The sequence below is a fragment of the Vicinamibacterales bacterium genome (assembly GCA_036504215.1).
In the GTDB taxonomy this organism is placed as follows: domain Bacteria; phylum Acidobacteriota; class Vicinamibacteria; order Vicinamibacterales; family Fen-181; genus FEN-299.
Genome location: DASXVO010000059.1, coordinates 18,486 through 31,923, shown reverse-complemented (window position 1 = coordinate 31,923; position 13,438 = coordinate 18,486). Strand labels below are relative to the sequence as shown.

Here is a 13,438-nt window from a genome sequence, read left to right as displayed (position 1 = left end):
CCGGCCGGCCCCCTACACGTGCACCGCGGTCGATCCGCCAGCGGTGGGGATGACGGCGGCGCTTTGCGCGGGGTCCGCGGGCGTGGCCAGCGATACGATCACGCCGGTCGCGAAGATGAGCGGGATCCCGTACATCGCCCACGGCCAGGTGTAGCCCCCGGATTCGCCAACCACGAGAAACGACCCGACGCCCCAGACGAAGCCCACGACGACGCTGGCCCAGGCCCCGGCCGCGTTGGCGCGCGGCCAGTGGAAACCGGCGAGCAGTGCGAACGCGAGCGCCGCGACCGGGATGTTCGCCAGGATGAGACGGTTGAGGATGTCGTCCACGAGAAACACGCCACCCAGCCAGCTCGCCAGCGCGAACCCCACGATGATCCCCCGCTGCTGGCCGACGTGCCGCCCCTCGCGCCAGCCGAAGTCCGCGGCGACCATGGCGGCCATCGCGGTCCAGACACCCGAGAGTGTCGTGAGCGCCGCAGCGAACAGCATCGCAAAACCCACGCCGCGAATGCCCGCCGGCAGCCACGCGGCGACCAATGCCGGCACCGCCGCCTGTGGGTCAGCAAGGTTTGGCGAGACCACGCGGAAGTGCGCGGCCGCCAGGACCATCACGCCGTACAGAAGGAACACGAGGCTGGCTGCCCACGCCACTGCGGCGAACGCCGTCCGCTCGTTTCGTGCGGCGAAGATCTTCTGACCGTACCAGGGAGCCGCAATGTACGTGAAACAGGTGAGCACCATGAGCGTGCTGACGAACCGGAACGGCAGCGCCGGATGGTTCCACTGGGTGAACGGGTTGAACGCGAGTTGATCCCTCGGAAAGACGGCGGCCAGGCCCCCGAGCCGGGCACTGGCGGTGACACCAACCAGAAGCAGGACCGGCAGAACGACCAGCGTAATCACGAAGCTGACGATGTCACTCCGGACCACCGACACCAGGCCGCCGGGGAGTATGACCACGAGCACGACCGCCGTCAGCGCTGCGCTCAGGAGCCCGAAGGAGACGCCCGGCAGCAACGGTTGCGCCAGGAGCGTGAGCGACTTGACGTAGGTCGCGCTGAACCCGGTCATCGCCAGGAGCAGCATGGCCGACACCAATCGCCCCAGCGCCGGGGAATACCGCACGACAAACAGCTCCGCCACTGACAACCGGTCGAATCGCTTCCACGCCTTCGCGACGGTCACCGTGTAGAACAGGAGACCGACGAGGAAGACGAACGGAAGGGCTATCGCCATCGGACCAGCCCGGTAGCCTGCCGCGCTGAAGGCCAGCAGCGTGCTCGTGTTGAATTCCGTCATCACGAGGGTGGCGACCAGCGGGAAGAGGCCCAACGACCGGTCTGCGACGAGGAACTCGTTGTCTCCCCGCGCGCGGCGGCTTCCCGTCCACGCCAGGACTCCGAACACGGCCACGAATCCGATCACATCGGCCATCATCAGCGGACGCCTCCGGTCCCGGCGCTCATGCGCCCTTCGCGCCTGGGGTCTGTTGGAGCAGTTCCGCGACGAGTGCCGTCCATCCGGTCTGGTGCCCGGCTCCGAGCCCGGCACCGGTGTCTCCGTGAAAGTACTCGTGGAACATGATCAGGTCGCGCCAATGCGGATCGTGCTGCATCCGATCGAGCCCTCCGTAGACCGGGCGCAAGCCGTTTGCGTTCCGGAGGAAGATCCCGGATAGCCGATGCGACAGCTCGGCGGAGACGTCCCGGAGTGTCAGCGTCGTCCCGGAGCCGGTCGGACATTCGACCGTGAACCCGTCGCCGAGGTAGTCGTGGAACTTCTGCAGTGCCCCGATCAGCAGGACGTTGACGGGGAACCAGATCGGGCCGCGCCAGTTCGAGTTGCCACCAAAGAGCCCCGTCGTCGACTCGCCTGGTTCGTAGCTCACTCGATGCTGCCGCCCATCGAGCTGGAGGACATACGGATGCTCGCGGTGAATGCGCGACAGCGCCCGGATTCCGTGCGGAGAGAGGAACTCCTGCTCATCGAGCATGATCCGCAGCACGCGGCGAAGCCGCCCGGGATCGACGGCCGACAGCAGGTAGCGCTCCCCGCCACCGGGCGCCTGCTCGCAGATGACGCCGTCGGTCAGGTCCGGCCGGTTGTCCAGGAACCACTGCATCCGGCGCCGAAACGCCGGCAATCGCTGGAGCCTCGCGTGATCGAGGGTTTCGGCCGCGAACAGCGGGATGAGACCGACCATCGACCTGACCTTGAGAGGCTGGTGATCGCCGCTGGCCATGTGGAGGACGTCGTAGAAGAAGCCGTCCTCCTCGTCCCATAGGTTGAGGCCTTCGTGGCCGCCCCGACGGCTCATCGCGTGGGCGATGTAAAGGAAGTGCTCCCAGAACTTGCTTGCCATGTCTTCGTAGGCGGGATTGCCGTCGGCGAGTTCCAAGGCGATGGCCAGCATGTTGAGGGAGAACATGGCCATCCAACTGGTGCCGTCGGACTGCTCGATGTGGGCGCCCGTCGGTACGTCCGCACTTCGATCGAAGACACCGATGTTGTCGAGTCCGAGGAAGCCTCCCTGGAACAGGTTATGACCCTCGGCGTCCTTGCGGTTCACCCACCAGGTGAAGTTCAGCAGCAGCTTCTGGAACACCCGCTCCAGGAACACGCGGTCGCCGGTGCCGCGGCGCTGCTTCTCAATCGTGTACACGCGCCACGCCGCCCACGCGTGGACCGGTGGGTTGACGTCGCCGAGCGCCCACTCGCAGGCCGGCAGTTGGCCATTCGGATGCATGTACCACTCGCGCAGCATCAGCACCAACTGGTCCTTGGCGAAATCCGAGTCGACCAGCGCCAGCGGCACCGCGTGAAACGCGAGGTCCCAGGCCGCGTACCACGGGTACTCCCACTTGTCCGGCATCGAGATCACGTCGGCGTTGAACAGGTGCGGCCATTCGTGGTTGCGGCCGTTCCGGCGCTCGGGCGGCGGCGGTGGCTGTCCCGGATCGCCCTCGAGCCAGTCCTTCACCACGTAGTGGTAGAACTGCTTCGACCAGAGAAGGCCCGCGAACGCCTGCCTCATGACGCGTCGTCCGTCTTCGGACTGGCCCGCGGGAATGACCGAAGCGTAGAACTCGTCCGCTTCTGCACGGCGCGCCGCAAACACGCGGTCGAACTCCACGTCGAACGGGCCTCCAACCCATGCCGCGGCTGGCTGGTCCGTCAGCCGGACGCGCAGCCGCGCCTGTCCGCCGGGCTCGACCACCAGCCGGTAGTGCGCGGCCGCCTTGGTCCCTTCGAGTGCCGGATTGACCGCGTCGGTCCGCCCGTGGACCACGGCATCGTTGATCCCGTCCTTCGCATGGCGCGGACCGGCGGCGCCGAACAGCCTGGCGACATTGGTTTCGTTCTCGGTGACGAGCAGTCCCGCCGAACCTTCGCAGAACAGCCAGCGGCGGCCGTAGTAGGGCTCGTCGAGTTCGATGGTGGCATACGACTCGCCCGGGTTCGCCCGCAACGCCGGCTTGGTGACGTCATGGCCCCACGCCCACGTGTTGCGGAACCACACCGTCGGCAGGAGGTGAATCGGCGCCGGATCGGGACCACGATTGATCGCCGTGATCTCGACGAGCAGGTCGTCCGGGCCGCCCTTGGCGTACTCGGCCGTCACGTCGAAGTAGCGGTCCTCATCGAAGATGCCCGTGTCGAGCAACTCGAACTCCGGCGCCTCGCGTCCGCGCCTGCCGTTCTCCTCGACGAGCCTGCCGTATGGGAATTCGGCTTGCGGGTACTTGTAGAGGAACGTCATGAACGAGTGCGTCGGCGTGCTGTCCAGGTAGAAATAGCATTCCTTGACGTCCTCGCCGTGGTTGCCCTGGCTGCCGGTGAGCCCGAACAGGCGTTCCTTCAGGAAGGGATCGCGCTCGTTCCAGACAGCCAGCGAGAAACAGATTCGTTGATGGCGGTCGGAGATCCCCGCCAGGCCATCCTCGTTCCACCGATAGGCCCGGGAACGCGCGTGGTCGTGCGGTAGGTAGTCCCAGGGAGTCGCTGCCGCGCTGTAGTCCTCGCGAACGGTGCCCCAGGCGCGCTCGCTCAGGTACGGTCCCCACCTCTTCCAGTGGTGTCGGCGTTGTTGGTCGGCTTCGAGCCTCGCGTGTTCTGCGGTCATCTCATGTCCCGACAATCTCCGACAGCTTGACAGAGAGCGCGTGTTGTCACGGTCCATTGGGCCTCGATTCCGTTACATCATCTCGACCCCTCGGCGTCGGGGGACAGGCGCCACTCCGAGCCATGCCCGGCTGATCAGGGTGCCGAAAGGCCTGTAACGCCAGCCGGGCTGGGGAGACTATGATCGACGAGGGAGCTTCGCAGGATGAGCATGATTGACGCCAAGTATCGCCACCGGGCGCTCTGCACGCTGCTACTCGCCGCGCTCGTGTGGGTTTCGCCGACCGGGGCGGCCGACCCGGCCGCTGCACCGACGTCGACGCCGGCTGTCGGCGACGCGGCGCGCGACTTCTCGCTGCCGGGCATCGACGGCAAGCCGATCACGCTGTCAGCGCTGACAATGCAGGGCCCGGTCGTGATCATCATGCTCCGGGGATGGGTCGGCTATCAGTGACCGATCTGTACCCGCCAGGTTGGCGGGTTCGTCGGGCAGGCAGAGGCCCTCGAGGCGGCCGGGGCGAGCGTCATTTTGATCTACCCGGGGGCTGCCGCGTCCGTTCAACAGTACGCCACGGAGTTCATCACCGGAAAGACGCTGCCTGAGAACTTCCACTTCGTCACCGATCCCGACCTGAAGGTCGTCAATCTCTACGGCCTGCGATGGGACGCCCCGAACGAGACCGCCTACCCGTCCACGATCGTCGTCGACCGTCACGGGGTCGTGCGGTTCGTGAAGATCAGCCACTCGCACGGCGACCGGAGTTCGGCGCCGGACGTCCTGGCGGTGTTGCACGGCCTGAAATAGCGGGTCATCGAATGGCCGACGGATTGGGCGTGGAATTGGATCCCAGGCTCAGCGTCTGAGGCGCGCCGCTGGCCGTCAGCCCGCGCAACAGGAAAGTCGGCCGACGTCCTTGGTGAACGTCTGCGCCGCCAGCTTCAGGCCTTCGACCATCGTCAGGTACGGAAACAGCTGGCCGGCCAGTTCCTGCACGGTCATCCCTGAGCGGATCGCCAACGCCGCCGTCTGAATCAGTTCACCGGCCTCCGGCGCGACCGCCTGCACGCCGAGCAGGCGGCCGGTGCCCGCCTCGGTCACCAACTTGATGAACCCGCGCGTGTCGAAGTTGACGAGCGCCCGAGGCACGCTGTCGAGTGGGAGAGTCCGGCTGTCGGTCTCGATGTGCGCCCGGCGCGCCTCCGCCTCGGACAGACCGACTGTCGCCACCTGCGGGTCGCAGAAGACCACGGCCGGCATCGTGGTCAGGTCGAGTGTGGCGTCTCCGCCGGTCATATTGACGGCGGCCGTGGTGCCTGCGGCGGCGGCCACGTACACGAACTGAGGCTGGTTGGTGCAGTCGCCAACGGCATAGATGTCGGGCACGCTGGTGCGCAGGTGATCATCGACGACGACGGCGCCGCTCGCATCGAGTGTGACGCCCACGTCCTCCAGGCGCATGTCGTGTGTGTTGGGCGTGCGGCCCACCGCCACCAGCAGCCTGTCCGCCCGCACTTCGCCGCGATTGGTGACCAGCATGAACCCATCGGTTGCGAACGACACGTGCAAGGCCTGCGTCCCGGACAACACCTCGATTCCCTCGGCGCGAAATGCGTCCGTCACGGCCTCACCAATGGCTGGAGCCTCGCGAAACAGCAGCGTGTGGCGGGCCAGAATCGTGACCTGGCTGCCCAGTCGGGCGAACGCCTGCGCGAGCTCCACGGCGACGGCGGATGAACCGATGACGGCGAGCCTCGGCGGGACGTCATCGCTCGCGAGGGCCTCGGTCGATGTCCAGTAGGGCGTGTCGCTCAGGCCAGGAATCGGCGGAATGGAGGAGCCGGCCCCGGTGGCAATCACGCAACGATCGAACGGAACCGGACGCTCGCCTCCGCCGTCCAGGTTCACAGCGAGCGTTCGGCCGTCCTTGAATCGCGCCTCGCCACGCACGACCGTGACGCCCGGGGTCGAGGCGAGAATGCCTTCGTACTTGGCGTGACGGAGTTCCTCGACCCGGCCCTGCTGTTGCGCAAGCAGGCGTGGCCGGTTGACGACCGCAGGCGTTGCGGACAGCCCCGCATCGAACGGGCTTTCGCGACGGAGGTGGGCGATGTGCGCCGCGTTCCGAGGCCTTCAGCGCCGCCGCCATGGCCCCACCGCCGCTTCCGATGACCGCCACGCGGGTCGGAGGCTCGAGGGCGTGTCGGGTGACCATGGCGCTACTTCCTCTCCTTCACCTGCGACGGGTACCCGGCATCGGTCGTGGCCTTGATCAACGCTGCCACGCTGGTCCTGGCATCGTCGAACGTTACCACGGCCTCCTTCTTGTCGAGATCGACCGTGGCCTTGCTCACGCCGTCAACCTTGGTGAGCGCCTTCTTCACGGTGATCGGGCAGGCCGCGCAGGTCATGTTCGAGACGGCCAACGTGACGGTCCTGGATGCGGCCCAGACTGGACTTGCAAACAACATGGCGGCGACGGCGGCGACGAGTACTTGCTTCATGGGGGTCTCCTTCATGGTGTGAGGTAGAGGGACATCAGTAGAGGTACGGGACAACGAGTGGAAAGCCGGCCGCGATGACCAGCAGGACGACGACGGCCCAGAACAGGGCCTTGTAGGTGGTCCGCACCTGCGGAACCGCACACTCCTCGCCAACCCGACAGGCGACGGCCGACCGGAAGATCTTTCGGTACGCGACGACCAGGGCGACGACGGCCCCGCCAAGGAAAAGGGGACGGTACGGCTCCAGCGCCGTCAGGTTCCCGATCCATACGCCGCTGACGCCCAGCACCAGTAGCACGAGCGGTCCGAGACAGCAGGTTGATGCCAGAATGGCGGCGAGGCCGCCCACAACCAGCGCGCTCCGTCCCCCCTCGGTCTGCGACATTGACAGGCTCCTTTCACGGGATGCCGATATGGACTAATCTTGAGTCCGTACTCAAGTACGGAGTCAAGCGCATGACCACACAGGCGGACCGTCTGTCGATCGGCGCCGTGGCGGCTGCGGCCGGCGTTCATGTCGAGACGATTCGCTTCTACCAACGCAGGGGTCTCCTGAACGAACCGCCCCGACCGTACGGCCAGATGCGGCGCTACGGGGAACGTGATGTCGAACGCGTCATGTTCGTGAAGGCCGCGCAGCGCCTCGGGTTCAGTCTCGACGAAATCGCAGGGCTGCTGAGGCTGGAAGACGGGACACACTGCGACGAGGCCCGCACGATGGCCGAGCAGAAGCTCGGGAACGTGCGCGCGAAACTGCGCGACTTGCGGCGGATGGAGTCGGCACTGGCGCGCCTGGTCACGAGCTGTCGGGCAGGCCGGGGAACCGTCACCTGCCCGTTGATCGCGGCACTGCGTAGGCATTGAGGGCGATCTGAGCGTCGCTACCAGACGCGGACCAAGTCCGCTTCGGCAAACATGCCGGGGACGTCGAGGCCCAACGGTGGCCTCCGGTAGAACTGCGGAGGCACCCCGATGTCGGCGAGGTAGAGTCCAGTTGATGGCGAGGCACCTCGGCAAACCGCTCGTCGTCGGCGGTCACCGCAACGACGACCCTGGCTCCCCACGCAGCCAACCTCCTCGCGCAGACCAGCGCGCCTCCACCGTTGCCTCCGGGACCGGCTAGTACCACGACCTCGCGGCCACGGGCATCGCCCGAGAGGAAGCGCTCCCGCGCGAGATGTGCGAGATGCCGTCCGGCATGCTCCATCATCTGCAGGAGGAGGACCCGGAAGTCCTCGACCATGGCCCGGTCGACCTCCACCATCTGCTCCGTCGTGAGCCACGGGATCGATTCTGCCTCGGGCGAGAGTCCGGGAATCGAGTGCATCGGTCACCTCTCTGTGGTCGAGTCGGGTCACGGGATCGAGGCTCGCCGGTCATTCTCGCGTGCTGCACTGTCCGACGGATTGCCAGTTCGTTACGGTGCAGCGAAAGGCAGCGGGGGGGCCGGCCTTCGTCCGAGATCCCGGTGTGCAGGGCGTAACGTCCGGCTGACCTGGAAGACTGAGCGCCTATGACATCAATGTCAGAACTCCTGGACCGCCCCGCCGATCACCCGCTCGTGGAACCGCTGGACGAGGCCAACCAGGAACTGCTCGCCCGGGTGCATCCTTCCGGGTGGACCAATCCGGTTGGCGGCGGGGTGTACGACCTGGTTGTGATCGGGGGCGGCACGGCCGGCCTCGTGAGCGCGGCGGGTGCGGCAGGCCTGGGTGCCCGCGTGGCGCTGGTCGAGAAGGCGCTGCTCGGCGGCGACTGCCTGAACAGCGGATGTGTGCCGTCGAAGGCGTTGTTGCGGTCCGCGCGGGCGGTGGCCGAGATTCGAAGGGCCGGGGCATTGGGCGTGCGAACCGTTCCGGTCGATGTCGATTTCGGGGCCGTCATGTCCCGCATGCGCCGGCTGCGGGCGGGAATCAGCCCGCACGACTCGGCGCACCGGCTGGCGAAGGCGGGCGTGGACGTGTTCCTCGGCGAGGGCCGGTTCTCCAGCCGTCGAACGATCGAAGTCGATGGTCGCACCCTGCGCTTCAACCGAGCCGTGATTGCCACCGGCGGGCGCGCGACAGCCCCTCCGATTCCTGGCCTGGGCGACATCGGCTACCTCACGAACGAAACGCTCTTCTGGCTGACCGACCTGCCGGCGCGCCTCCTCGTCATCGGCGGCGGCCCCATTGGAAGCGAGATGGCACAGGCGTTCTCACGCTTTGGCAGCCGGGTGACCATTTTCGAAAGTTCGCCCCAGCTCTTGGCGCGTGAGGATGCCGATGCCGCCGCAGTCGTTCAGCGCCGGTTCGTGGCCGAGGGCATTCAGCTCGAATTGGGCATCAATCTGACGCGTGTCGAGGCGCGCGGATCCGAGGTGGTGATCCACGCTGAGCGGACAAGAGGAGACGGTTCGACCGAAAGGCTGGAGGTGGCGGGCGACCGGGTCCTCGTGGCCGCAGGACGCGCGCCGAATGTCGATACGCTCGGTCTCGAGGCCGCCGGCGTCGAGTTCACGAGGCGCGGTGTCACCGTGGACGACCATCTCCGAACGAGCAACTCCCGGATCTTCGCCGCCGGCGACGTGTGCTCCCGGTTCAAATTCACGCACGCGGCCGACGCGATGGCCCGCATCGTCATTCAGAACGCGCTCTTCTACGGACGGCGAAAGGCCAGCGCGCTCGTCATCCCGTGGGCCACCTACACCGAACCTGAGATTGCCCACGTCGGGCTGTACGAGACGCAGGCGAGGGAGGCAGGGCGCACCGTCGAGACGATCACCGTCGCGCTGAACGATGTGGATCGTGCCGTGCTCGACGACGACACGGACGGGTTCGTCCGTGTGCACCACGAGAAGGGGCGGATCCTCGGCTGTACCATCGTCTCGGCGCACGCCGGCGAGATGATTGGCGAAGCGAGCTATGCGGTAACTCACGGAGGCTCGCTCGGTCAGTTCTCGGCCACGGTTCATCCATACCCGACCGAAGCGGAGGCGTTCCGCATGGTTGGCGACCGGTACCGCCGTTCGGCCGTCACGCCGAGAGCGGCCCGGTGGCTGGCTCGGTACTTCCGCTGGACCAGAGGGGGAAGCGGGTTGTGAGCCGCTCGAAACTGCTCGGCGCAGCCGCGGTGCTGGCGGCGCTGGTCGCTGGCGCCAGGCTTCTGCCACTCGCTCATTGGACGGTCCAGCTGGTCTCGCTCATCCGCGAGTCGGGCGCGTGGGGCGTCCTGCTCTTCGTGGCCGTCTATGCCGTGAGTGCCGTCGCGCTGCTTCCTGGCTCGGTGCTGACCATGCTGGCGGGCTTTGTCTACGGTCCCATCTACGGGCTGCTCGTCGTCGTGCCGGCCTCGCTCCTTGGCGCAACCTGTTCGTTTCTGCTGGGTCGAACGATCCTGCGGGACTGGGTTCGCCGCAAAATGGCGAAGTCGCCGCGCACGCGGGCGCTCGACGAGGCCGTCGACCGCGACGCGTTCACGCTGGTGCTCCTGCTCCGGCTCTCGCCGCTGGTCCCGTTCAACGTGCTCAACTACGCGCTCAGCCTGTCGGGACTCTCGCTGCGCAGATTCGTGGTGGCGACCGTGCTTGGAGAGATACCCGGCGGGTGGCTGTATGTCTACCTCGGGTCGCTGGTCACCACGGTCGCGCAACTCTCGACATCGTCGACGCCGCAGACGCCGCTCCGCGCGTGGTTCTACGTCGCCGGATTCGTGGCAACCCTCGCAGCGGCCCTTGTCTCCGCGAGGATCGCCAAGCGTGCGCTGGCTGGCAGGCTCCCGCCTGGCGACGAGGTGTGAACTCGAGGCTCGTCGGGCGTCCCTGGCAATCGGGATCGATCGAGAAGACGCGCCGCGCACGGCGGCTGAGAGTATGCTGACTCACATGACGACGAGGCTCCGACTCGTGGCGTTCCTGCGCGGCCTGCGCGAGGTGCTGGACGGACTGACCCGCCCCACACACGCGACGTGAGGCTTGGATCCAGTGTCCTGGGAGCAGGACATGCGCGCGCGGCAGAAGGCGGCGGATTCCCGACGTGAAGATTCGACGGTGCACTAGGTTCTGCTGGTCCAGCGCCGCCGACTGAGCGAACAACAGCAGGGCGAACATCGGCCCGGCTGGAGCTGCGCATGACCCGGCGCGACGCGCACCTCGATCCGCCCGCGTTGGACATCGCGATTCGACCGCTCGATCAGACCGCTGGCGTTATGCCCTCCGACTCGGTCGCGCTCGGGGTCAGGGTATTCTCCCTCGCGCGGCAGGCCGGACGGCCCGCCACGAGAGAATCCGCGGGCTTCCGTGAGTGAACCGCGGGTGAGTCGAATGGAGACATTTTGGCAACGGTTGTCACGCCGCCGGGCGTGCCTTTCGGATCGCCGACGCCACGTCGCGGGGCGTCGCGCCGAGGGTGAAGAGGGCGCTCAGCAGCAGCTTGGTCTCCACGAGCGCTGCTTCTTCCGCGCTCAGTTCGAGGAACTGGGCGGCGTTCCCCACGCGCCACCCGCGGGCCTCGAGGCGCGCGCGTTTGTTCTTGTTCATGGTCCTGCCTCTGACCGGCGACGGCGTCATACGCAGCCAGGCGCCGCCGACAGGATTCAATGACTGTCTTGGGAGTCGCCTGGCCGGCACGCGTCTCAGAAATGCCCCTTGATCCTGGATGCGGGGGCTCACAGAAACCGAACGGATTCGCGTGGTGCCATCGGTCGGCGCGCAGCGTTCCATGAAACATGTGATTCCTGAGACGCCAACTGACCCGGGCGCGAACCCGCATAGCCCGGCCGTTCTGGAACCAAGAGGGTCGGCCGGCGTCAGCAGGATTCCGCTCGCCAGGTTAACCCGAAGTTCCACTGACTTATGAGTTGGATCCGCCGTGATGACAGAAGGATACGGACTTTCGGTGGAGAGGATTCTGACTACACGGCGATTTCCTTCAAGAGCGTGAGCGCGTGACGCTGCTCGGGCGTCGGGGTCGTCGTTACCGTGAAAGTGGCGTTATCGGCTTGGCCTCGCGCGCGACACCGGTTCCGGACGATGGTCGTGAGACTGTCGAGCAGTGTGCGGAAGCTGTGGACGGGCCGGCCCTCCGTCGTGAGATGGGTCGCGGCTTTCTGGTCGGCCTCCGCGGAGCGGCGGGCGGGGGCGACGGGGTCGCGAAAGACTTTCGCGACCTGGTCTTCATCCGCAAACAGCAACGGCCGCCAAGCGTCACGCATGTGCCACTCGACGTAGTACGCGAGCATGCACAGCAGGATGTGACTGCGCACGCGGTCCGCCGTGCGGTGATGGACGGGCCGGACGTGGAGGTCGATCGTCTTCAGCGTGCGAAAGGCCCGTTCGACCTGACTGAGCGCTTTGTAGTTGCGGACGGCGTCCTCCGCCCTCATCCGGCTCGCCGGGACATTCGTGCGAATGAGATAGATCCCGTCCAGCGACGCCTCGACCTCGATACGCGCCTGACGGCGGGCAAACGTGAAGCGCCGATCCTCGATGGTCAGGGTAAAGTGCTTGGCGACTTTGTATTTGTTGATGACACGGCCTGCACGAAGGCCGATCTGATCCCGCCCGTGCAGGCGCCCCGCATTGACGGCCCGTTGCACCTTGGTTAGTTCGCGTTCCGTCGCCTCGAGGAGTTCCTGCCGTTTGTGCGCGCGCAGTTTCGCGAGTTCGGGATTCCGACACGCGACGAGGCGTTCGTCTCGGTGGTCCGGGTGACGGAGCTCGAAGAGATTCCGCTCATCAAAGAGCCCGAGTTGCAGGTGGCCGCCCTCGAGCAGCGTGCGGATCTGCCCGGTCTTGAGCGCCGTGATCCACGCCAAGCCATCGTGCTCCCGAAAGTCGGTGATGGCCCGATCCGAAATCATCCCGCGGTCGCCGACCAGGACGACCTCACGAATGCCGAAGCTCTCGCGCAGACGCGTGACTTGGGGGGCCAGGGTCTTCGTGTCCGCGACGTTGCCATCGAAAACGGAGACGGCCACCGGGCACCCGCGTCCGTCGGTGACCAGCCCGTAGTTGACCTGCAGTTTGTCGCGCTTACCGTCACGATTATGGCCGTAGTGCGCGAGCGGACACGTCGTGCCCTCCATGTAGCTCGAGGTCAAGTCATAGAGCACGAGGCCGCCGGCCGAGAGGTGGCGCCCGGCTAGCTTCGTCTCGATCGCTGATTGCCGTGCCAGCAGCCAATCCATCGCCGCGTAGAGATGGTCTTCCGTCGCCTCTTGCACGCCCAGGTCCTCGGCGAGGGTGCGCGCGTGCCACCAGCGTGTGGTCGCGAGCTTGGTGTGCGGCGCCAGGATGCGGGCCGCGATCATCGCGAGCACGAGGTCGCGTTCAGGGCCGCGTTTGCTCCCCAGCAGGCCCGCGAGATCCACTCGCTTCATCGCCGTGAGGACCGCCTCGACATCGCCGTGGCTGACGGAGTGGACGATCTCCAGCTCGCTGGCCGCAAACACCGGCTCCTCATGGAGCGCCCGTTTGATCAGCTCGATGACGTGGCCGGGCAGATGCGAGAGGTTGCCGACGGTTTCGTTGCGGACGCGTGCCCCTTCCCGAAAGCTGCGGCGCAACAAATGAGTCTGGTAGGTCTTGCCGTTGTACTCGCGCGTGGTCGTGACGACATGGACGGCGCCACTTCGCCTCGGCATGCAGACAATATGTGCCAGCCCAGCCGTTTTGTCAAGCGGTCTTTAGTGACTACATATTACCCGGATAAACCAGTCACTCTTCCTATGAATCATTCCGAAAAGTGATCACTTCCAAGGGTCAAACGGTACGGAACTTCGGGTTAACGCAACGCCCGCTATCCGACGCCGTGGGCGCCCCCCGCCAAGCCCC

The 13,438-nt window shown here is 66.4% G+C and carries 11 protein-coding genes and 1 pseudogene; 5 read left to right on the top strand and 7 right to left on the bottom strand.

Annotation, left to right across the window (positions count from 1 at the left end; genetic code table 11):
• Positions 1 to 12: 12 nt before the first annotated feature.
• Positions 13 to 1,440 (bottom strand): hypothetical protein, encoded by a 1,428-nt coding sequence (locus VGK32_17235; GenBank protein ID HEY3383512.1) that lies wholly within the window; start codon positions 1,438 to 1,440, stop codon positions 13 to 15.
• Between the two features lie 25 nt (positions 1,441 to 1,465).
• Entirely contained in the window at positions 1,466 to 4,126 is a 2,661-nt protein-coding gene (locus VGK32_17230) for a hypothetical protein (GenBank protein HEY3383511.1), read from the bottom strand.
• A gap of 204 nt (positions 4,127 to 4,330) precedes the next feature.
• Between VGK32_17230 and VGK32_17225 the strand changes: the two genes are divergently transcribed.
• Both VGK32_17225 and VGK32_17220 read left to right on the top strand, forming a co-directional pair.
• Positions 4,331 to 4,579, top strand: a complete 249-nt coding sequence (locus tag VGK32_17225; protein HEY3383510.1) for a hypothetical protein — start codon at positions 4,331 to 4,333, stop codon at positions 4,577 to 4,579.
• A 3-nt stretch (positions 4,580 to 4,582) separates the two neighbouring features.
• On the top strand, positions 4,583 to 4,930 hold the full coding sequence (locus tag VGK32_17220) for a redoxin domain-containing protein (GenBank protein HEY3383509.1): 348 nt from the start codon (positions 4,583 to 4,585) through the stop codon (positions 4,928 to 4,930).
• A gap of 75 nt (positions 4,931 to 5,005) precedes the next feature.
• Here VGK32_17220 and merA read toward each other — a convergent pair.
• From merA to merT, 3 genes and pseudogenes are all read right to left on the bottom strand, one after another.
• Positions 5,006 to 6,338: pseudogene (merA, locus tag VGK32_17215) on the bottom strand (mercury(II) reductase).
• A 4-nt stretch (positions 6,339 to 6,342) separates the two neighbouring features.
• The gene (merP, locus tag VGK32_17210; GenBank protein HEY3383508.1) at positions 6,343 to 6,627 is read right to left on the bottom strand and encodes a mercury resistance system periplasmic binding protein MerP; all 285 of its coding nucleotides are present in this window, start codon (positions 6,625 to 6,627) and stop codon (positions 6,343 to 6,345) included.
• 34 nt (positions 6,628 to 6,661) lie between these two features.
• Complete coding sequence (gene merT / locus VGK32_17205) at positions 6,662 to 7,012, bottom strand: mercuric ion transporter MerT (GenBank protein HEY3383507.1); 351 nt, start codon at positions 7,010 to 7,012, stop codon at positions 6,662 to 6,664.
• 71 nt (positions 7,013 to 7,083) lie between these two features.
• On the opposite strand from merT, the gene merR reads away from it, so the two are divergent.
• From merR to VGK32_17190, 3 genes are all read left to right on the top strand, one after another.
• Positions 7,084 to 7,491 (top strand): Hg(II)-responsive transcriptional regulator, encoded by a 408-nt coding sequence (gene merR / locus VGK32_17200; protein HEY3383506.1) that lies wholly within the window; start codon positions 7,084 to 7,086, stop codon positions 7,489 to 7,491.
• A gap of 649 nt (positions 7,492 to 8,140) precedes the next feature.
• Entirely contained in the window at positions 8,141 to 9,709 is a 1,569-nt protein-coding gene (locus VGK32_17195; GenBank protein HEY3383505.1) for a mercuric reductase, read from the top strand.
• Entirely contained in the window at positions 9,706 to 10,404 is a 699-nt protein-coding gene (locus tag VGK32_17190; GenBank protein ID HEY3383504.1) for a VTT domain-containing protein, read from the top strand. Before VGK32_17195 ends, VGK32_17190 begins: the two co-directional genes overlap by 4 nt.
• Before the next feature lie 547 nt (positions 10,405 to 10,951).
• Here VGK32_17190 and VGK32_17185 read toward each other — a convergent pair.
• Both VGK32_17185 and VGK32_17180 read right to left on the bottom strand, forming a co-directional pair.
• Positions 10,952 to 11,143, bottom strand: coding sequence for a hypothetical protein (locus tag VGK32_17185; GenBank protein HEY3383503.1), 192 nt, complete (start codon positions 11,141 to 11,143; stop codon positions 10,952 to 10,954).
• A 374-nt stretch (positions 11,144 to 11,517) separates the two neighbouring features.
• Complete coding sequence (locus VGK32_17180) at positions 11,518 to 13,248, bottom strand: IS1634 family transposase (protein ID HEY3383502.1); 1,731 nt, start codon at positions 13,246 to 13,248, stop codon at positions 11,518 to 11,520.
• Between the last annotated feature and the right edge of the window lie 190 nt (positions 13,249 to 13,438).

Bases quoted from the DNA above. Each gene is read 5' to 3' on its own strand.
- VGK32_17180 (HEY3383502.1), bottom strand. From the start codon at position 13,248: ATGCCGAGGCGAAGTGGCGCCGTCCATGTCGTCACGACCACGCGCGAG.
- VGK32_17230 (HEY3383511.1), bottom strand. From the start codon at position 4,126: ATGACCGCAGAACACGCGAGGCTCGAAGCCGACCAACAACGCCGACAC.
- VGK32_17235 (HEY3383512.1), bottom strand. From the start codon at position 1,440: ATGATGGCCGATGTGATCGGATTCGTGGCCGTGTTCGGAGTCCTGGCG.
- VGK32_17185 (HEY3383503.1), bottom strand. From the start codon at position 11,143: ATGAACAAGAACAAACGCGCGCGCCTCGAGGCCCGCGGGTGGCGCGTG.
- VGK32_17195 (HEY3383505.1), top strand. From the start codon at position 8,141: ATGACATCAATGTCAGAACTCCTGGACCGCCCCGCCGATCACCCGCTC.
- merR (HEY3383506.1), top strand. From the start codon at position 7,084: ATGACCACACAGGCGGACCGTCTGTCGATCGGCGCCGTGGCGGCTGCG.
- merP (HEY3383508.1), bottom strand. From the start codon at position 6,627: ATGAAGCAAGTACTCGTCGCCGCCGTCGCCGCCATGTTGTTTGCAAGT.
- VGK32_17225 (HEY3383510.1), top strand. From the start codon at position 4,331: ATGAGCATGATTGACGCCAAGTATCGCCACCGGGCGCTCTGCACGCTG.
- merT (HEY3383507.1), bottom strand. From the start codon at position 7,012: ATGTCGCAGACCGAGGGGGGACGGAGCGCGCTGGTTGTGGGCGGCCTC.